Here is an 18,911-nt window from a genome sequence, read left to right as displayed (position 1 = left end):
CCAAACTCGTTGAGCCCCAATACAGGCCCGGACCCAACTCACGTCAATTCAACGATCCTGGTCTTTGATTCAATGCGGTACTTTCGGCTCGAAAAGCAGGAGCATTCCCGGCCATACCATCAGCATCCGAGCGTTGTCGCATGCTGTAAAAATTCGCTAACTCCAGACACGCCAACGCGGGAGCAAGCTCCCGCGCGGCGACATCCTACCAGTCACCGCCTGAAGGCAGTCAACCGGGCGACCAACAACTTACTTGTGGTCTTTGACTTCTTCGAACTCGGCATCGACAACGTCGTCAGCCTTTTCAGCCTTGTCGTCCTGCGGTGCCGCGCCTTCAGCAGGCTGAGCCTGTTCGGCGTACATCTTCTGCGCCACTGGAGCGGAGACTTTCGACAGCTCTTCAACCTTGGCTTCGATTGCAGCCTTGTCGTCGCCTTTGACAGCGGCTTCCAGGGCAACAACAGCGGCTTCGATTGCAGTCTTCTCTTCAGCAGTCACCTTATCGCCAGCATCAGCGACCATTTTGCGCGTCGAGTGAACCAGTGCATCACCCTGGTTACGGGCAGCGGCCAGCTCTGCGAACTTGCTGTCTTCCTCGGCGTTGGCTTCAGCATCGCGAATCATCTGCTGAATCTCTTCCTCGGACAGACCCGAGTTGGCCTTGATCACGATCGACTGAGTCTTGCCGGTGGCCTTGTCTTTGGCGCCTACGTGCAGGATGCCGTTGGCGTCGATGTCAAAGGTCACTTCAATTTGTGGCACGCCACGTGGTGCTGGTGGAATCTCGGCCAGGTCGAACTTGCCCAGGGACTTGTTCTGAGCGGCTTGCTTACGCTCGCCCTGCAGTACGTGAATGGTCACGGCGCCCTGGTTGTCGTCGGCAGTCGAGAACACTTGCGATTTCTTGGTAGGAATCGTGGTGTTTTTCTCGATCAGCGCGGTCATCACGCCACCCATGGTTTCGATACCCAGGGTCAGCGGGCTGACGTCGAGCAGCAGAACGTCTTTCACGTCACCAGCCAGTACGGCGCCCTGAATGGCAGCACCCATGGCAACGGCTTCGTCCGGGTTCACGTCTTTACGAGCTTCTTTACCGAAGAACTCGGTCACCAGTTTCTGAACCAGTGGCATACGGGTCTGACCGCCGACCAGGATCACATCGTTGATGGCGCCAACGTCGATACCGGAATCTTTCAGAGCGATGCGGCAAGGTTCGATGGTGCGCTGAACCAGGTCTTCTACCAGCGCTTCAAGCTTGGCGCGGGAGATTTTCACGTTCAAGTGCTTAGGACCGGTGGCGTCTGCAGTGATGTACGGCAGGTTCACGTCGGTCGACATGCTCGAGGACAGTTCGATCTTGGCTTTTTCAGCGGCTTCTTTCAGCCGCTGCATGGCCAGCGGGTCACCCTTGAGGTTCATGCCGCTTTCTTTCTTGAATTCGTCAACGAGGTAGTCGATCAGACGAATGTCAAAGTCTTCACCGCCCAGGAACGTGTCGCCGTTGGTGGCCAACACTTCGAACTGGTGCTCGCCATCGACTTCAGCGATTTCGATCACGGAAACGTCGAAAGTACCGCCGCCCAGGTCGTAAACGATCACAGTGTGATCGCCCTTCGCCTTGTCCATACCGTAAGCCAGAGCGGCTGCGGTTGGTTCGTTGATGATGCGTTTTACGTCCAGGCCAGCAATACGGCCAGCGTCTTTGGTGGCTTGACGCTGGCTGTCGTTGAAGTAGGCCGGAACGGTGATCACCGCTTCGGTCACTGGCTCGCCGAGGTAGTCTTCGGCGGTCTTCTTCATTTTCTTCAGAATTTCAGCCGAGATCTGTGGCGGCGACATTTTCTGGCCGTTCACTTCTACCCACGCGTCGCCGTTGTCAGCCTTGGCGATTTTGTAAGGCACCATCTTGATGTCTTTCTGAACGACTTCTTCGTCGAACTTACGACCGATCAGACGCTTCACCGCGTACAGGGTGTTATGCGGATTGGTCACAGCCTGACGCTTGGCCGACTGGCCAACCAGGATTTCGCCGTCGTTGGCGTAAGCGATGATAGACGGCGTGGTACGCGCGCCTTCAGCGTTTTCAATAACCTTGGCTTTGCCGTTTTCCATCACGGAGACGCAGGAGTTGGTAGTCCCCAGGTCGATACCGATAATTTTGCCCATGTTCACTCTCCCGAAACTTTGGATTTGGTTGCCGCAGCAGTGGTGGCTAACTGCGGTAGCACTTAAACGCTTGACTTCTAAATGGGGGCCTTGCGGCTAATTTCAAGCCTGCTCATCAATAGAAGGCGAAACTGGCGCAGGCGCCTTGCTGACCACGACCATGGCCGGGCGCAGCAGGCGACCGTTGAGCTGGTAGCCCTTCTGGAACACCTTGAGCACGCTGTTCGGCTCTACGTCAGCGCTTTCCTGCATGGCCATCGCTTGGTGAAGAACGGCGTTGAACGGTTCGCCATGCGGATCGATCGCTTCCAGCTGATAACGCTTCAGGGTGTCCTGGAACATTTTCAGAGTCAGCTCGATGCCTTCGCGCATTGGACGGATGCTTTCGTCATCCGGGTTGGACAATTCCAGACCGCGCTCCAGGCTGTCGATAATCGGCAACAAATCGCCCGCAAATTTTTCCAGGGCGAATTTGTGCGCTTTTTCTACATCTTGCTCAGCGCGACGGCGGACGTTCTGCAGATCAGCCGCTACACGCAAAGCTTGATCATGAGCGCCAGCCAACTGCTCTTCGAGCACTTGTACACGAGCCGCCAGTTCATCACCCGAATCCTGGGCAGCCTGATCGGCGTCTAGATTTTGCGTATCCACTGTCTGTTCGTCAGCCATAGAATTCTCCTTTCAATAACGTCCGCGAGCTCAACTCGCGCTTCTGTCCCGGTATATGGGGCCGCAAAAATCAGCTTCAAGGGGTGGACTGCGATTAACCCTACAAAAAACGCTGCGTTGCGATTGCTCGACGGACCAAGCATTTCGTCAGACCGAGCAAATCGAGCTAAGAGGGGGCATTGTCAGCCGCAAATAAAACACTGTATAAATAACCAGACCTAAAGCCTGGGAGCGGCCTTTATGCTGGTGCACCTGTCCGTACATAACTACGCCATCGTTGAACATCTCGATCTCGAACTCGATCGCGGGATGAGCGTGATAACCGGGGAAACCGGCGCCGGCAAGTCGATCATGCTCGACGCCCTCGGCCTGACCCTCGGCGATCGCGCCGACAGCGGAGTGGTCCGTCCCGGCGCCGACAAGGCCGACATCCTGGCCACCTTCGACCTGGTCGACATCCCGGAAGCCAGCGCCTGGCTGGCCGAGCGCGACCTGGAAAGCGATGGCCCCTGCATCCTGCGCCGGGTGATCACCGCTGAAGGACGCTCGCGCGGCTATATCAACGGCACGCCTTGCCCGCTCGGCGACCTCAAGGCCCTCGGCGAACTGCTGATCGATATTCACAGCCAGCACGAACACCAATCCCTGCTCAAGACCGACACTCACCGCCGCCTGCTCGACGAATACGCCGGCGCCACCGACCTTGCCCGCCAGGTGCATCTGGCGGCCCAACGCTGGCGCCAGACTCGCCAGGAGCTGGAGCGCCTCTCCAATTCCGGCGACGAGCAGCGCGCTCGCCATCAATTGCTCAGCTATCAACTCGAAGAGCTGGAAAACCTTGGCCTCGGCGAAAACGAGCTGGAGCAACTGGAACAGGAACACAAAAACCTCACCAACGCCGAAACCCTGCTGGGCATCTGCCGGCAAGTGGTCGAGCAATGCAGCGAAAGTGATTCCGGGAATGTCCTGAACGCGCTGACCGCCAGCCTTAATCGTCTATCGAGCGTCAATAACTCGATCGGCGCACTGGGCGAAGCCAGCAGCCTGCTGACCAGCGCACAGATACAGGTTGAAGAAGCCGTCGGTGAACTGAACCGCTTCCTCGACAATTTCGACGCCGACCCGGCACGACTCCAGTACCTGGAAGAACGCCTGGACGCGATCTACACCATGGCGCGCAAGCATCGCATCCGGCCGACCGAGGTCGCGGAGATGCAGCAGCGTTTGCTGGATGAAATCGAAACCCTGAACGCCAACGACGAATCCATCGAGCGACTGAGCGATGAGCTGGCTTCTTATGCCCGTCATTATCAGGAGAAGGCTCGGGAGCTAAGTGATTTGCGTCATCAAGCCTCGAACAGCCTGGCCAGTGCAGTGGAGCAGGAAATCCAGCGCCTGGGCATGCCCGGTGGGCGCTTCACCATCGAATTACGCCCAAACAGCAGCGATGAACTGCTGCCTAATGGACTTGAGCAGGTAGAGTTGCTGGTCAGCGCTAACCCCGGCCAGCCATTGAAAGCCTTGGCCAAAGTCGCTTCAGGCGGTGAGTTGTCGCGGATCAGCCTGGCTATCCAGGTGATCACCGCGCAGACCTCGCGCGTACCGACGCTGGTGTTCGACGAAGTGGACGTGGGCATCGGCGGCCCAACTGCCGAAATCGTTGGCCAATTGCTGCGTCGCCTTGGTGAGCGCGGACAGGTGCTGACGGTGACTCACTTGCCGCAAGTGGCCGCTCAGGGCCATCAACATCTGTTCGTGCACAAGGTGCGCGGCGAAGAGGCCACCCACACGGCTGTCTCCAAGTTGAGCAAGAATGATCGCGTCGAAGAAGTGGCGCGGATGCTGGGCGGCATCGACCTGACCAAGGAATCCCTGGCTCACGCGAAAAAAATGGTCGTCACCGCAAAAATTTGAGAACGGCAGAAAGCACGAAGGCGACCACGGGGTCGCCTTCGCTCGTTTCGCGAATGTGAAATTCGCGCGACATGCTTACTTTTTCTTGCGCACGTACAGCACCAGATTGTGATCAACCATCTCGAAGCCGTACTTGTCGACGATGGCTTTCTGCAGGCGCTCGATTTCTTCGTCGAAGAATTCGATCACTTCGCTGGTTTCGACGTTGACCATATGGTCGTGATGCTTGCCGTCATCCAGCTCGAAGACCGCATGGCCTCCGTCGAAGTTGTGCCGCACCACAAGGCCAGCTGCCTCGAACTGAGTCAGTACACGGTAAACCGTGGCCAGACCGACGTCCTCACCAGCCTCCATCAGCGCCTTGTAAACATCCTCGGCACTCATGTGGCGTTGCTCGGCGGAATCGAGCATTTGCAGAATTTTGACCCGTGGAAGGGTCACTTTGAGGCCGGCTTTGCGTAGTTCGCTATTTTCAACCATGGTCAGCTTTCTCGCGATGCTGCTTCGCAGCTTCTCTTAATGCGGGTATGATCGGCGTTTACGTTGTCCCAGCCAAGATAGTGGAAGTCGCCCACCGATGCAAAACACCAAGCTCTTGCTAACCAGTTTCACCTTTGTGGGACTGCTCGCACTCGCCGGTTGTTCATTCCCCGGGGTTTACAAAATCGACATCCAGCAGGGCAATGTCGTCACGCAGGACATGATAAACCAGTTACGCCCGGGAATGACCCGTAAGCAAGTACGGTTTATCATGGGCAATCCCCTGCTGACTGACACGTTCCATGCCGATCGCTGGGATTATCTGTACAGCCTGCAACCGGGTGGCGGTGAACGCCAACAGGAACGCATTAGCGTTATCTTCAACCCAAATGACCAGCTTGTCAGCCTCTCTGGTGATTTCATGCCAGGCGTGAGCCGCGACGAAGCCATTCTCGGCAAGGACAGTGGCACGACAGTCACTGCACCGGCAGAAAATGCCGAGAAGCCGAAACCGGAAAAACCGGTCAAGCCAGGTTCGTTGCTGGACCAGATCCAGAAGGACGTAGACGGTGTAGAAACCGTTCCGGTCCCGACGCCAGAACCGCTGGATACTTCGCCGCAATAATTTGCGACGCAATAAAAAACCCGGAATTTCCGGGTTTAATGAGATGGTCAGCCTGACCGAGAAGCCCTGCAGGTTTACGCTTGCAGGGCTTTTCTCGTTTTCGGCGGAGGATCTCTCATGAATACGATGACGCTTCTCGGTATCGACATTGGCAAACACAGTTTCCACCTGCATGGCCAGGATGCCAAAGGTCATCAGGTATTGCGCAAGAAAACCAACCGCGGCCAATTGCTCAGCACATTGGCGCAGGTACCGTCCTGTACGGTGGTAATGGAGTCCTGCGGCGGCGCCCATTGGCTGGCTCGACAGATTGGTGCATTGGGCCACGAGGTGAAGCTGATCGCCCCGCAGTACGTCAAACCATTCGTCAAAGGCAACAAAAACGACTTCATTGATGCCGAAGCGATTTGCGAGGCGGCGAGCCGCCCCGCGATGCGCTTCTGCTCGATCAAAACCGCAGAGCAACAAACGCTTTCAGCCCTGCATCGTGTCCGTAAATCTTTGATTGGCCAGCGAACCGTCGCGACCAACCAGATTCATGGCTTTCTGCTGGAGTTCGGGATCAGCCTGCCTATAGGTGCCGCTGCGTTGCACCGCGTGCCGGCGCTGTTGGACGACCCGCAGCACCCGGTTCCGTTGCGCCTAAAGGGCGTAGTGATGCGTCTCCATCATCAAATTCAACAGCTGAATGATGAAATCAAGGACATCGAGTCCGATCTGAAGCAGCAGCTGAAAGAAGACGATGCCGGGAGTCGTTTGCAGAGTATTCCTGGCATCGGCCCGATCACCGCCAGCGCGGTATTGGCGGATGTGGGCGATGCGTCGAACTATCGAAGTGGACGCGATTTTGCCGCTTCGCTAGGGCTGGTGCCGAGGCAGTATTCGACGGGCGGAAAAACAGTACTACTGGGGATCAGCAAGCGCGGCGACAAGCACATCCGCCAACTGCTGGTGCAGGGCGCGCGATCCATCATGCAGCATATCGATAAGCGGGAAGACGCCTTGGGGCCCTGGGTTCGAGAGCTGCTGACGCGTCGCCACTCCAATGTTGTCGCGTGCGCGCTGGCGAACAAACTGGCGCGCATCGTGTGGGCGGTACTGGCCAAAGGCGGCCAGTACGACCCACATCCGAACGCTTGAACGTACAGCTTTACTACCGGCTTTTGCGACGTCACTGACTGATGACAGTAAACGGCAAACGGCCCGACTGAGAACCTGGCAATAAAATCAGCTTTAGAGGCTGAGGGTTTTTTCAGGACAGTCGGGAGCGGCTACTCATCGAGGGCCGAGCGTTGTTGCAGCAACGCTCACAATGAGCCCGGATACATTAGCGCAAGCCAGCTTTACCGAAAACAGCCCATGAGGTTGCAGGAGATGGGCTGACCATACATTTTATTGTCTGGCGTTTGGGCGATTCACTGATTCCGGGCTTTGGCCTCGGCAGCCTTGGCGGCACGCAGCCGACGAACCTCTTTCGGATCGGCCAGCAATGGCCGGTATATCTCGATGCGATCACCCGCCTGGACAGGACGATCGTTTGCATCAGTGATCACTTTACCGAAAATTCCCACCGGACAATCGGACAGATTCAGCTCCGAAAAAGCCTCGCCGACACCCGATTTCAGCAAAGCCGCGCGCACGGTCGTTCCTTCTGGCACCGTCACCGAGAGAAGCACCTGACGATCAACCGCGGCGTAGACCACCTCGACGTCAACCATCGACTCAACCATGCATTTGTTTGGCGCGCTGGCAAAACGCATCCACCAACGTATTCGCTGCCTGATTGAACAGCGGCCCCAAGGTCGCGCGGACAATCGGCCCGGCGTAATCGAACGACAGGTCCAGACTGATCTTGCAGGCCTTTTCGCCCAACGGCTTGAACACCCAAATGCCATGCAGCTGGGTGAAAGGACCTTCCTCAAGGTTCATCTCGATCGAATGACCGGGCACTAACGTGTTTCTGGTGACGAAATGCTGACTCAACCCGCCCTTGGCCACTCCGACGCTCGCGCGCATGTGCTCGGGTGTGCTTTCCAGCACTTCGGCGGTCGAACACCACGGCAGGAATTCCGGGTAACGCGCCACGTCATTGACCAGGTCATAAAGCGCTTGCGCCGGATATGGCAGCAACGCCGAACGTTGAATGTGTGTCGTCATGTAAGCGTCACTTCCACAGCTGTGCGGCAAACACTACGAGAATGCCGATGGGCGCCACATAGCGCATCAAGAACAGGGACAGACCGAACAATATGGGGCTGCGGATCGATAGCTCATCGCGTACTGCTTCACGGCCCATGATCCAACCTGCAAAGACCACGAAACACAAACCACCCAGTGGCAACATGATCCGCGAAGTGAAGAAATCGATCACGCCAAAGAAGTCCAAGCCACTGGCCGCACCCCATTGATAGAGATGGAACATCCCGCCTTCGTTCACGAAAAATTTGGCTTCCTTCCAGATATTGAAGGAAAACACCGTGCCCAGCCCCACGAACCAGCAGATAAACGCCAGCCAGAAAGTCACCCAGGCGCGGCTGATTTTCGTGCGCTCGACCAGGTAAGCCACCATCGGCTCAAGCAGGGAAATCGCCGAGCTCCAGGCTGCCACCGCGACCAGTACGAAGAACACTACGCCCATCAACTGGCCGAACGCTACGTTACCGAAGGCAAACGGCAGGCTGACGAACATCAGGCCCGGGCCTTCGCTCGGGTTGAGGCCTGCAGCGAACACAATCGGAAACAATGCCAGACCGGCCACCAGCGAAACGAAGGTATCGAGCAGCGCCACACCGACCACGGTGCCGGAGATGGATGAATGCTTCGGCATGTAAGCGCCGTAAATCATGATCGAACCAACACCCACGCTCAGGGAGAAGAACGCGTGCCCCATGGCCGGCAACAAGCCGTCGAGGACTTTTTCCGGGTGGAAGTCGAACATGAAATGCACGCCTTCCATGAAATGCCCGGTGGTCATGCTATAGCCCAGCAGCACCAGAATCATCACAAAGAGCAGCGGCATCATGATCCGCAGACTGCGTTCAAGCCCGGCGACCACGCCTTTGGCGATGACGACGGCAGACAGCAGCATGAAAATCGTGTGCCAAAGTGTCAGGCGCCACGGATCGGCGATCACATTGCCAAAGTACGCGCCGACCTGATCAGGCGTCGCCCCCTGGAAGTCGCCACGACCCATGTCGATGATGTAATCCAGCGACCAGCCGCCGACCACACTATAGAAAGACAGGATCAGCAACGCCGTGATCATCCCGGCGAATGCGCCCCAGGACCACTTGCCCGAATGCCCTGCTTCCTGTGCCAGCACCTTCAAGGCGTTGGCCGGGCTCTGCCGCGCACGGCGGCCGATCAGGGTTTCGGCCAGCATGACCGGCACACCGATCAGCGCGATACAGGCCAGGAACATCAGCACGAAGGCGCCGCCGCCGTAGACGCCGACCATGTACGGGAATTTCCAGATACTACCCAGGCCCACGGCCGAACCGGTCGCGGCGAGTATGAAGACCCAGCGGCTAGCCCAACTGCCGTGGACAGAAACCTTGTCTGTCGACATCGTTATCACGCCCAAGCGTTCAAAAAAGAGGCCGCATTGTCCGGGATTCAATCAACCTGCTCAAGCACGTAGCGATACCGTAGCCGACTTGCTTGCAACTCCCTATAATGCCGCCCCTATGGCTAAACAGAAGAAACACCCTACAGGGACCATCGCGCAAAATAAAAAGGCGCGACACGATTACTTCATCGAGCATAAGTTCGAGGCTGGTCTGGTCCTGGCCGGCTGGGAAGTAAAAAGTCTGCGGGCAAGCAAGCTGCAACTGGTTGACAGTTACGTGCTGCTCAAAGATGGCGAAGCCTGGCTGCTCGGCAGCCACATTACGCCGCTGATGACCGCCAGCACCCACGTCATCGCCGATCCGACCCGCACCCGCAAATTGCTGCTCAACCGCCGCGAGCTGGAAAAGCTGGCCGCCGCCGTGCAGCAAAAAGGCTATGCCTGCGTGTGCCTGTCCTGGTACTGGAGCAAGCACATGGTCAAGTGCGAGATCGCTCTGGGCAAGGGCAAGAAGGAATACGACAAGCGTGATACCGAACGCGAACGCGATGCCGGTCGCGAGTTGCAGCGTGCGGTGCGCAACAAGGGCAAGGAAGAATAATCTTCCACCCGATTGTGGCGAGGGAGCTTGCTCCCGTTCGGCTGCGCAGCAGTCGCCAGCAGTCTTCATGACAGCGGCGACTAGCGAGGGCCGCTTAGTGCCCCAGCGGGAGCAAGCTCCCTCGCCACAGGTCATCAGGTCACCTGACTACATCCCCTTGCGCCGTTCCGCCCGGGCCACGCGCTGCACTTCCTGACGCACCTCTTCCAGCACTTCTTGCACATACAGAATGTGTCGGCTGGACACTTCCCGCGCCTGCTCTGCCCGCCCCTCGATAATTGCCATGTACAACTCCCGGTGCTGCGTGATCAGCATGTCGCGGGTTTCCGTACGCTGTTTATACATGCCGCCAATGTTGGTCACCACGTTGCGCTTGAGCAGATCGAACAGCCCACGAATGGTGTGCAGCAACACGGCGTTGTGACTGGCTTCGGCAATCGCCAAGTGAAATTTCGCGTCCGCCGCGCCCTCTTCCGCCCGGCTCACTTCATCGTGACGCGTGTAGCAGTCCTGTAATTCATTGAAAGCTGCCGTCAGACGCTCGCGATCGACATCCGTCGCGCGCAATGCCGCGTAATAGGCGCAGGACGCTTCCAGCGTATGGCGAAACTCCAGCAGATCGCGCTGCGCTTCAGGGTTGCTTTCCAGCAGATGCAACAGCGGATCACTAAAGGTCGAACCCAGCGACTCCACCACATAATTGCCGCCGCCCTGGCGACTGACCAGCAAGCCCTTGGCCGCCAGTTTCTGAATCGCTTCACGCAACGAAGGGCGTGACACGCCGAACTGCTCGGCCAACGCGCGTTCGGCCGGCAAGCGCTCGCCAGACTTCAACGTACCTTCGAGGATCATGCCCTCGAGCTGCTCGACAATATCGTCAGACAAACGGCGCTGACGAATCTGATCAAACCCCATAACTCAATTCTCCACGGTCCCGACGGCTCGCCGGGCTCTCTATTCTGGCCTATCGGCGCTGTGCCAGCACCTACCAGACGGCATTTGTTAAAGCGGATCAAGCACGCGTCACAGCGCTTATTCGACAAAAGTTCTAGGGCGACAAATTGACACGCCACACACAACGCTTTTACCCTAGCCAACAGCGATTGTAAATTGGTATTACCAATTATCCAAGAACGCTGACCAGTGCCTGACCAACAACAATTAGGGGCCACCCCATATGCAAACCTGGCAACAGCTCTATACCCCGCTCGGCAGCCTTGGCTTCTCCGCGCTCGCCGCCGTTATCCCCATCGTGTTTTTCTTCCTGGCGTTGGCGGTGTTCCGCCTCAAAGGGCACGTGGCCGGCAGTATCACGCTGGCGTTGTCCATCGCCGTCGCAATCTTCGCCTTCCAGATGCCAGTCGACATGGCGTTCGCCGCCGCCGGGTATGGCTTCGCCTACGGTCTGTGGCCGATTGCGTGGATCATTGTCGCGGCCGTGTTCCTCTACAAACTGACGGTCAAGAGTGGTCAGTTCGAGGTCATCCGCAGCTCGGTGTTGTCAATCACCGACGACCAGCGTTTGCAGGTGCTGCTGATCGGCTTCTGCTTCGGTGCGTTCCTTGAAGGTGCCGCCGGTTTCGGTGCGCCGGTAGCGATTACCGCCGCATTGCTGGTAGGACTGGGCTTCAACCCACTGTATGCAGCAGGTCTGTGCCTGATCGCCAACACCGCGCCAGTGGCCTTCGGTGCCTTGGGGATTCCGATCATCGTGGCCGGGCAAGTGACCGGCATCGACGCGTTCAAGATCGGCGCCATGACCGGTCGTCAACTGCCGCTGCTGTCGCTGTTCGTGCCGTTCTGGCTGGTGTTCATGATGGACGGCCTGCGCGGCGTTCGTGAGACCTGGCCTGCTGCGCTGGTGGCCGGTTTGAGCTTTGCCATCACCCAATACTTCACGTCGAACTTCATCGGTCCTGAGTTGCCGGACATCACCTCGGCCCTGGCCAGCCTGATTTCCCTGACGCTGTTCTTGAAAGTCTGGCAGCCGAAACGCGCCGCCGGTCAACACATCGTCGGTGCCGTCTCGGCCTCGGTGGTGACCGCCAGCGCCGGTGGTTTCGGCCAGCCGCGCACCAGCGTGGCGTCGCCTTACAGCCTGTTCGAAATCATCAAAGCCTGGTCGCCGTTCCTGATTCTCACCGTGCTGGTCACCATCTGGACCCTGAAACCGTTCAAGGCAATGTTCGCTGCCGGCGGTTCGATGTACAGCTGGGTGTTTAACTTCGCCATCCCGCACCTGGATCAGATGGTGATCAAGGTCGCGCCGATCGTGACCGCGCCGACCGCCATTCCAGCGGTGTTCAAGCTCGACCCGATTTCCGCAACCGGCACGGCGATTTTCTTCTCCGCACTGATCTCGATGCTGGTGCTGAAGATCAATATCAAAACTGGTCTGACCACTTTTAAAGAGACCTTCTACGAACTGCGCTGGCCGATTCTGTCCATCGGCATGGTCTTGGCGTTCGCCTTCGTCACCAACTACTCGGGCATGTCTTCGACCATGGCGCTGGTATTGGCAGGCACCGGTGCGGCATTCCCGTTCTTCTCGCCATTCCTCGGCTGGCTGGGCGTATTCCTGACCGGTTCCGATACCTCGTCCAACGCGCTATTCAGTTCGTTGCAAGCGACCACCGCGCACCAGATCGGCGTGAGCGATGTGCTGCTGGTCGCGGCAAACACCAGCGGCGGCGTGACCGGCAAGATGATCTCGCCGCAATCGATCGCCGTGGCCTGCGCCGCGACCGGGCTGGTGGGCAAGGAATCGGATCTGTTCCGCTTCACCCTCAAGCACAGCCTGTTCTTTGCAACGATCGTCGGCCTGATCACCTACATCCAGGCCTACTGGCTCACCGGCATGCTGGTGCACTAAGAACTAAAAGCAGCATCGAAAAAACCGACGCCGGACCACGATTCCGGCGTCAGCTATTCACAACCCGGTCTGTAAGGCTGCTGAAAGCTTCCCTCTTTATATTCAGCAGCCTCAACGGACGGATAACCGGGACCACCCGGAGACACGCCTGATGAGCGAGCTTTTTTACAACGCTGTGCCGAACGCGACCCGCGTGGCCCCGCCACTGCCTGAGCCTCGGCAATACCCCAGCGAGAAACCGTCACGGGTCTACCTGTTCGGGACCTGCGTGGTGGATCTGTTCTACCCCGAAGCCGGGATGGATGCGATCCACTTGCTGGAACGTGAAGGCATTCGTGTCGAGTACCCGCAAGGGCAGAGCTGCTGCGGACAACCAGCCTACACCTCGGGTTACACCGAGCAAGCAAGGACCGTGGCGCGCTCCCAACTGGCGCTATTCGCCGGGGATTACCCGGTGGTGGTGCCGTCGGGATCGTGTGCCGGGATGTTGCGCGAACACTATGCCGACTTGTTCAAGGACGAGCCGGATACGCTGAAACAGGTTCAGGCGCTGGCTGCACGGACTTATGAACTGGCCGAGTTTCTGTTGTTTGTCTGCAAGGTGCAGCTCAAGGACAGCGGCGAGCCGGTGAAAGTGGCGTTGCACACGTCGTGCTCGGCACGCCGTGAGATGAACACCCACTTGCATGGTCGCGAGTTGTTGGCGCAGCTGCGTAACGTGGAGCGAGTCGACCACAATCATGAAAGTGAATGCTGTGGCTTCGGTGGGACTTTCAGCGTCCGTATGCCAGACATTTCCGGCGCGATGGTGGCTGACAAGACCCGCTCGTTGAAGGAATCCGGCGCGCACAAGGTACTCAGTGCCGATTGCGGTTGCCTGATGAACATCAACGGCTCGCTGGAGAAACAGAAGGAAGCGTTGCGCGGCCAACACCTGGCCAGTTTCCTTTGGCGGCGAACCGGAGGTGTTCTATGAACGCTTCCGCGATTATTCCTACGGTTGCCGTGGAGGAAGATTTTCGCACCCGGGCCCACAAGGCGTTGGGTGACCAGCAACTGCGAAATAACTTTCGCACTGCGATGGATTCTCTGATGACCAAACGGGCAGCGTCCTTCAGCGATGCCCACGAAAGAGAACATTTGCGCGCGCTGGGCAATGCTGTCCGCGCCCGAGCGTTATCCAAGCTGCCCGACCTGCTCGAGCAGCTTGAACAGAACCTGACCCGCAACGGTGTGACAGTGCACTGGGCGGAAACGGTGGACGAAGCCAATGGCATCGTCCTCTCGATCATCCGCGCTCACGAGGGGCGGCAAGTGATCAAGGGCAAATCGATGGTCAGCGAAGAGATGGAGATGAACCATGTCCTCGAGGCTCAAGGCATTGAATGCCTGGAGTCGGACATGGGGGAGTACATCGTCCAGCTCGACCACGAGAAGCCTTCACACATTATTATGCCGGCGATCCACAAGAATGCCGGTCAGGTCGCGTCCTTGTTCCACGACAAACTTGGCGTGGAGTACACCAAGGACGTTGACCAACTCATTCAGATCGGTCGCAAAGTCTTGCGACAGAAATTCTTCGAAGCGGACATCGGCGTCTCCGGCGTCAACTTCGCCGTGGCCGAAACCGGCACCCTGCTGCTGGTGGAAAACGAAGGCAACGGCCGCATGACCACCACGGTGCCGCCGGTTCATATCGCCGTCACCGGCATCGAAAAAGTCGTGGAAAACCTGCGCGACGTGGTGCCGCTGCTATCACTGTTGACCCGCTCGGCCCTCGGCCAGCCGATCACCACCTACGTCAACATGATCTCCGGCCCGCGCAAGGAACATGAACTCGACGGCCCTCAGGAAGTGCACCTGGTATTGCTCGACAACGGTCGCAGTCAGGCCTTCGCCGACAGTGAATTGCGCCAGACCCTGAACTGCATCCGCTGCGGCGCGTGTATGAATCATTGCCCGGTCTACACTCGAATCGGCGGTCACGCCTATGGGGAGGTTTACCCTGGGCCTATCGGAAAAATCATCACCCCGCACATGGTCGGCCTGGCGAACGTCCCGGACCATCCGAGCGCGTCGTCGCTGTGCGGTGCTTGCGGTGAAGTGTGCCCGGTAAAAATTCCGATCCCGGCCCTGCTGCGTCGCCTGCGGGAAGAGAACGTCAAAGCCCCGGACAGTCCGCATCAAGTCATGCGCGGCCAGGGCAGCAAGTATTCGCGCAAGGAACGTTTTATCTGGAACGCCTGGGCCAGGCTCAACAGCTCGCCGACGCTGTATCGTCTGTTCGGCTTTTTCGCCACACGGCTGCGCGCCCTGGCACCGAGTAATGTTGGCCCGTGGACGCAAAACCACAGCGCACCGAAACCCGCTGCCCGCTCACTGCATGACATGGCCCGCGAGCATCTGGCCAAACAGGGAGATCGTTGATGAGCGCCAAGCAAAACATCCTCGCCAAGTTACGGAAAAGTCTGACAGGCACCACGCCCGTGCCCGATGAATTCGACGTCGAGCTGGTGACTGCGCCTTATACCTACACCGCCGAACAACGCATCCCGCAACTGCGCAAGCTGATGGAAGCGGTGCACACCGAAATCCATCTGACGTCCGGCGCAGATTGGCCGGCGCTGCTCGCACAGTTGCTGTGGGACCGCCAATTGCCGAGTCTGTTGATCGCACCGACGACGCCTCATGGGCAATGTGTCACTCAACACTGGGCGAACAATCCGGGTCTGCCGACACTCAAGTCCTACGACCGCCCGGTTGAAGAATGGAAAGCCGAGCTGTTCAACGACACCCCAGCCAGCCTGACCACCACCCTCGGCGCCATCGCCGCGACAGGTAGCCTGATTCTCTGGCCGACGCGGGAAGAACCGCGCCTGATGAGCCTGGTACCGCCGGTGCATTTTGCCCTGCTCAAGGCCAGTGAAATCCGCGACAACTTCTATCAAGTGCAACAGGAATACGACTGGGCCCAGGGCATGCCCACCAACGCCTTGCTGGTGTCCGGTCCGTCGAAAACCGCTGACATCGAGCAAGTCCTGGCCTACGGCGCGCACGGTCCGAAAGACCTGGTGGTTTTGATTCTGGAGGACCAATGAGTCTACCCGCGGCTTTCCTGCGAGATGCGCAGCAATTGATTCCCCAAGAGCGACGTTTCGACGACCCGCTGTCGACATTGGCCTTCGGCACCGACGCCAGTTTTTATCGGCTGATTCCGAAACTGGTGATCCGCGTCGAGTCCGAAGACGAAGTGGTCGCGCTGCTCAAACTGGCGCAACGGGATCAGGTCCCGGTGACCTTCCGCGCTGCCGGCACCAGCCTGTCCGGCCAAGCCATCAGCGACTCGGTGCTGATCGTGCTTGGGGATAACTGGAACGGTCGCGACATCCGCGGCCAAGGCACGCAAATCCGCCTGCAACCGGGCGTGATCGGCGCGCAGGCCAACGCTTGGCTGGCGCCTTTTGGGCGCAAGATCGGCCCGGACCCGGCCTCGATCAACGCCTGCAAAATCGGCGGCATCGTTGCCAACAATGCCAGCGGCATGTGCTGCGGCACCGCGCAGAACACCTACCACACGCTGGCCGGCATTCGCCTGGTGCTGGCTGATGGCAGCCGTCTCGATACCGAGGATCCAGCGAGCGTCGCAGCCTTTCGCCAGAGCCATGCTTCGCTGCTCGAGCGTCTGGCGACCTTGGGTCGCGAAACCCGCGCCAATGCCGAACTGGCCGCAAGAATCCGCCACAAATACCGTCTGAAAAATACCACCGGCCTGTCTCTCAATGCCTTGGTGGATTTCGACGAGCCTGTGGATATCTTGAGCCACTTGTTGGTGGGTTCCGAAGGCACGCTCGGCTTCATCAGCGCGGTGACCTACGACACGGTCATCGACCACCCGAACAAGGCTTCGGCACTGATCGTATTCCCGGATGTGGAAACCTGCTGCAACGCCGTCACCGTGCTGAAAAGCCAGCCGGTGTCCGCCGTCGAACTGCTGGACCGTCGCAGCCTGCGTTCGGTGCAGGACAAACCCGGCATGCCGGCTTTCGTACAACAGCTGTCGAACAATGCCTGCGCGCTGCTGATCGAGTCCCGCGCCGCATCGTCCACTTTGCTACAGGAACAACTGGCGCAGATCATGGCGTCGTTGACCTCGTTCCCCGTGGAGAAACAAGTCGACTTCACCGAGGACCCGGTAGAAAACGCACGGCTTTGGGCGATCCGCAAAGACACCTTCCCCGCTGTCGGCGCGGTGCGCAAAACCGGCACCACGGTGATCATCGAAGACGTGACCTTCCCGGTGGAACAACTGGCCATCGGCGTGAATCGCCTGATCGAGCTGTTCGACAAACATCACTACGACGAAGCGATTCTTTTCGGACACGCGCTGGAAGGCAATCTGCACTTCGTCTTCACCCAAGGCTTCAACAACCCGGATGAAGTCGCACGCTACCAGGCGTTCATGGACGACGTGGCGCAATTGGTGGCAGTGGAATTCGGCGGTTCGCTGAAGGCCGAACACGGCACCGGCCGCAACATGGCGCCCTTCGTCGAACTGGAATGGGGCAGCGATGCCTACCAGTTGATGTGGCAGCTCAAACGCCTGCTGGACCCAAACGGCATTCTCAACCCGGACGTGGTGCTCAGCGAGGATCCGCAGATCCACCTCAAGCACCTGAAACCGCTGCCGGCCGCCGATGAGATTGTGGATAAGTGCATCGAGTGCGGTTTCTGCGAACCGGTGTGCCCGTCGAAAGGACTGACCCTGAGCCCGCGCCAGCGCATCGTGATCTGGCGGGATATCCAGGCGAAGAAACGCGCAGGCGTCGACACCTCCGAGCTTGAAGCTGCTTACGAATATCAAGGCATCGACACCTGTGCCGCCACAGGGTTATGTGCGCAACGTTGCCCTGTAGGCATCAACACCGGCGAGCTGGTGAAAAAGCTCCGCAGCCGTAAGGCGACGCATACGAAAACCGCCAACTGGCTTGAAGGAAATTTCGCCACCGCATTGCAAGGCGCGCGCTTCACCCTGCATGTGGCCAACGGCGCGCGGATGCTGCTGGGCGCGCCGCGTCTGGCCAAGCTGTCGGCAACGCTGACCAAGTTGTCCAAAGGCCAGGTCCCGCAATGGACCAACGCCATGCCGCAGCCGGAAAAAGCCATTCGCTTCAGCCCGGTCGTATCGGACGAGCGCCCCCGCGTGGTCTATCTGGCGGCCTGTGTCTCGCGAGTCATGGGCCCGGCGGCGGGTGATAAAGAGCAGATGTCGTTGTACGACAAAACCCGTGGGCTGCTGGAAAAGGCCGGTTACCAGGTAGTCTTTCCGGACAATCAGGACAGCCTCTGCTGCGGTCAGCCGTTTGCCTCCAAGGGCTACGCCGAACAGGCCGAACACAAACGCCAGGAACTGATCGGCGCGTTGCTGCACGCCAGTCGCGGTGGGCTTGACCCGATCTATTGCGACACCAGCCCGTGCACGTTACGGCTGGTTCAGGATTTGGGCGAAGTCCGACTCGACCTTTACGACCCGGTGCGATTCATCCGTACGCATTTGATGGATCGCCTGGATTTCACACCGCAGGAAGCGCCGATCGCGGTGCACGTCACTTGCAGCACCCAGCACCTTGGCGAGAGTCAGGCGCTGATTGATCTGGCGCGTAAGTGCAGCAACAACGTGGTCATTCCCGAGGGCATTCACTGTTGCGGGTTTGCCGGGGACAAGGGCTTCACCACGCCGGAGCTTAACGCTCATTCTTTAAGGACGTTGAAGGATGCGGTGCAGCAGTGCAGCGAAGGGATTTCTACCAGCCGCACTTGTGAGATCGGTTTGACGCAGCACGGGGGAATTGACTACCACGGGCTGGTCTATCTGGTGGATCGGGTAACGCAGGCGAGGGTCATGCAAGAAAAATAGAACCCTGATGCGCTGGCGTAGTCCACAGAATAAGCCCGGACGTACCGGGCTTTTACCCAAACTCGGCAGCCCGTCCTGACGGCCAGCAATGCCTGGACCCTC

General features: G+C 58.6%; 16 protein-coding genes. 9 read left to right on the top strand and 7 right to left on the bottom strand.

Annotated elements, in window-relative coordinates; genetic code table 11:
• Window positions 1-249: 249 nt before the first annotated feature.
• Together dnaK and grpE are read right to left on the bottom strand one after the other, a co-directional pair.
• Window positions 250-2,166 (bottom strand): molecular chaperone DnaK, encoded by a 1,917-nt coding sequence (gene dnaK / locus ACA053_RS03800; RefSeq protein WP_109627905.1) that lies wholly within the window; start codon window positions 2,164-2,166, stop codon window positions 250-252.
• 102 nt (window positions 2,167-2,268) lie between these two features.
• A complete protein-coding gene (grpE, locus tag ACA053_RS03795) occupies window positions 2,269-2,835 on the bottom strand; it encodes a nucleotide exchange factor GrpE (RefSeq protein ID WP_109627904.1) in 567 nt (188 codons plus the stop codon).
• Between the two features lie 240 nt (window positions 2,836-3,075).
• On the opposite strand from grpE, the gene recN reads away from it, so the two are divergent.
• Entirely contained in the window at window positions 3,076-4,749 is a 1,674-nt protein-coding gene (gene recN, locus ACA053_RS03790; protein ID WP_497394587.1) for a DNA repair protein RecN, read from the top strand.
• Between the two features lie 75 nt (window positions 4,750-4,824).
• Here the strand turns inward: recN and fur are convergent, their stop codons facing one another.
• Entirely contained in the window at window positions 4,825-5,229 is a 405-nt protein-coding gene (gene fur / locus ACA053_RS03785) for a ferric iron uptake transcriptional regulator (RefSeq protein WP_003197684.1), read from the bottom strand.
• A 97-nt stretch (window positions 5,230-5,326) separates the two neighbouring features.
• Here fur and ACA053_RS03780 point away from each other — a divergent pair, with 97 nt between their 5' ends.
• Both ACA053_RS03780 and ACA053_RS03775 read left to right on the top strand, forming a co-directional pair.
• Window positions 5,327-5,854 (top strand): outer membrane protein assembly factor BamE, encoded by a 528-nt coding sequence (locus tag ACA053_RS03780; protein ID WP_109627901.1) that lies wholly within the window; start codon window positions 5,327-5,329, stop codon window positions 5,852-5,854.
• 117 nt (window positions 5,855-5,971) lie between these two features.
• Window positions 5,972-6,994, top strand: coding sequence for an IS110 family RNA-guided transposase (locus ACA053_RS03775; RefSeq protein WP_015093115.1), 1,023 nt, complete (start codon window positions 5,972-5,974; stop codon window positions 6,992-6,994).
• A gap of 275 nt (window positions 6,995-7,269) precedes the next feature.
• On the opposite strand, the gene ACA053_RS03770 is transcribed toward ACA053_RS03775, so the two are convergent.
• Genes ACA053_RS03770 through ACA053_RS03760 form a run of 3 tightly spaced genes read right to left on the bottom strand, consistent with a single transcriptional unit; the run spans window position 7,270 to window position 9,422 of the window.
• Entirely contained in the window at window positions 7,270-7,584 is a 315-nt protein-coding gene (locus ACA053_RS03770; protein ID WP_497396122.1) for an RnfH family protein, read from the bottom strand.
• Window positions 7,577-8,011, bottom strand: a complete 435-nt coding sequence (locus ACA053_RS03765; protein WP_010463538.1) for a type II toxin-antitoxin system RatA family toxin — start codon at window positions 8,009-8,011, stop codon at window positions 7,577-7,579. The genes ACA053_RS03770 and ACA053_RS03765 overlap by 8 nt, the downstream gene beginning before the upstream one ends.
• A 7-nt stretch (window positions 8,012-8,018) precedes the next feature.
• Window positions 8,019-9,422 carry a sodium-dependent transporter gene (locus ACA053_RS03760; protein WP_109627899.1) on the bottom strand — a complete coding sequence of 468 codons (1,404 nt, stop codon included), beginning with the start codon at window positions 9,420-9,422 and terminating at the stop codon, window positions 8,019-8,021.
• A 118-nt stretch (window positions 9,423-9,540) separates the two neighbouring features.
• Here ACA053_RS03760 and smpB point away from each other — a divergent pair, with 118 nt between their 5' ends.
• Window positions 9,541-10,023 carry an SsrA-binding protein SmpB gene (smpB, locus tag ACA053_RS03755; RefSeq protein ID WP_109627898.1) on the top strand — a complete coding sequence of 161 codons (483 nt, stop codon included), beginning with the start codon at window positions 9,541-9,543 and terminating at the stop codon, window positions 10,021-10,023.
• A 147-nt stretch (window positions 10,024-10,170) separates the two neighbouring features.
• Here smpB and ACA053_RS03750 read toward each other — a convergent pair whose 3' ends face one another.
• Window positions 10,171-10,938: a GntR family transcriptional regulator gene (locus tag ACA053_RS03750; RefSeq protein WP_109627897.1), complete on the bottom strand. Its 768-nt coding sequence runs from the start codon at window positions 10,936-10,938 to the stop codon at window positions 10,171-10,173.
• A 262-nt stretch (window positions 10,939-11,200) separates the two neighbouring features.
• Here ACA053_RS03750 and ACA053_RS03745 point away from each other — a divergent pair, with 262 nt between their 5' ends.
• From ACA053_RS03745 to ACA053_RS03725, 5 genes are all read left to right on the top strand, one after another.
• On the top strand, window positions 11,201-12,895 hold the full coding sequence (locus ACA053_RS03745) for a lactate permease LctP family transporter (protein WP_497394586.1): 1,695 nt from the start codon (window positions 11,201-11,203) through the stop codon (window positions 12,893-12,895).
• Between the two features lie 151 nt (window positions 12,896-13,046).
• The gene (locus tag ACA053_RS03740; protein ID WP_497394585.1) at window positions 13,047-13,871 is read left to right on the top strand and encodes a (Fe-S)-binding protein; all 825 of its coding nucleotides are present in this window, start codon (window positions 13,047-13,049) and stop codon (window positions 13,869-13,871) included.
• The gene (locus ACA053_RS03735) at window positions 13,868-15,322 is read left to right on the top strand and encodes a LutB/LldF family L-lactate oxidation iron-sulfur protein (RefSeq protein WP_497394584.1); all 1,455 of its coding nucleotides are present in this window, start codon (window positions 13,868-13,870) and stop codon (window positions 15,320-15,322) included. The genes ACA053_RS03740 and ACA053_RS03735 overlap by 4 nt, the downstream gene beginning before the upstream one ends.
• On the top strand, window positions 15,322-15,993 hold the full coding sequence (locus ACA053_RS03730; RefSeq protein WP_497315508.1) for a LutC/YkgG family protein: 672 nt from the start codon (window positions 15,322-15,324) through the stop codon (window positions 15,991-15,993). Before ACA053_RS03735 ends, ACA053_RS03730 begins: the two co-directional genes overlap by 1 nt.
• Window positions 15,990-18,809, top strand: coding sequence for an FAD-binding and (Fe-S)-binding domain-containing protein (locus ACA053_RS03725; RefSeq protein ID WP_497394583.1), 2,820 nt, complete (start codon window positions 15,990-15,992; stop codon window positions 18,807-18,809). The genes ACA053_RS03730 and ACA053_RS03725 overlap by 4 nt, the downstream gene beginning before the upstream one ends.
• Window positions 18,810-18,911 lie beyond the last annotated feature (102 nt).

The organism is Pseudomonas sp. LBUM1672 (assembly GCF_059695655.1).
This window is presented reverse-complemented; position numbering and strand designations above follow the sequence as displayed.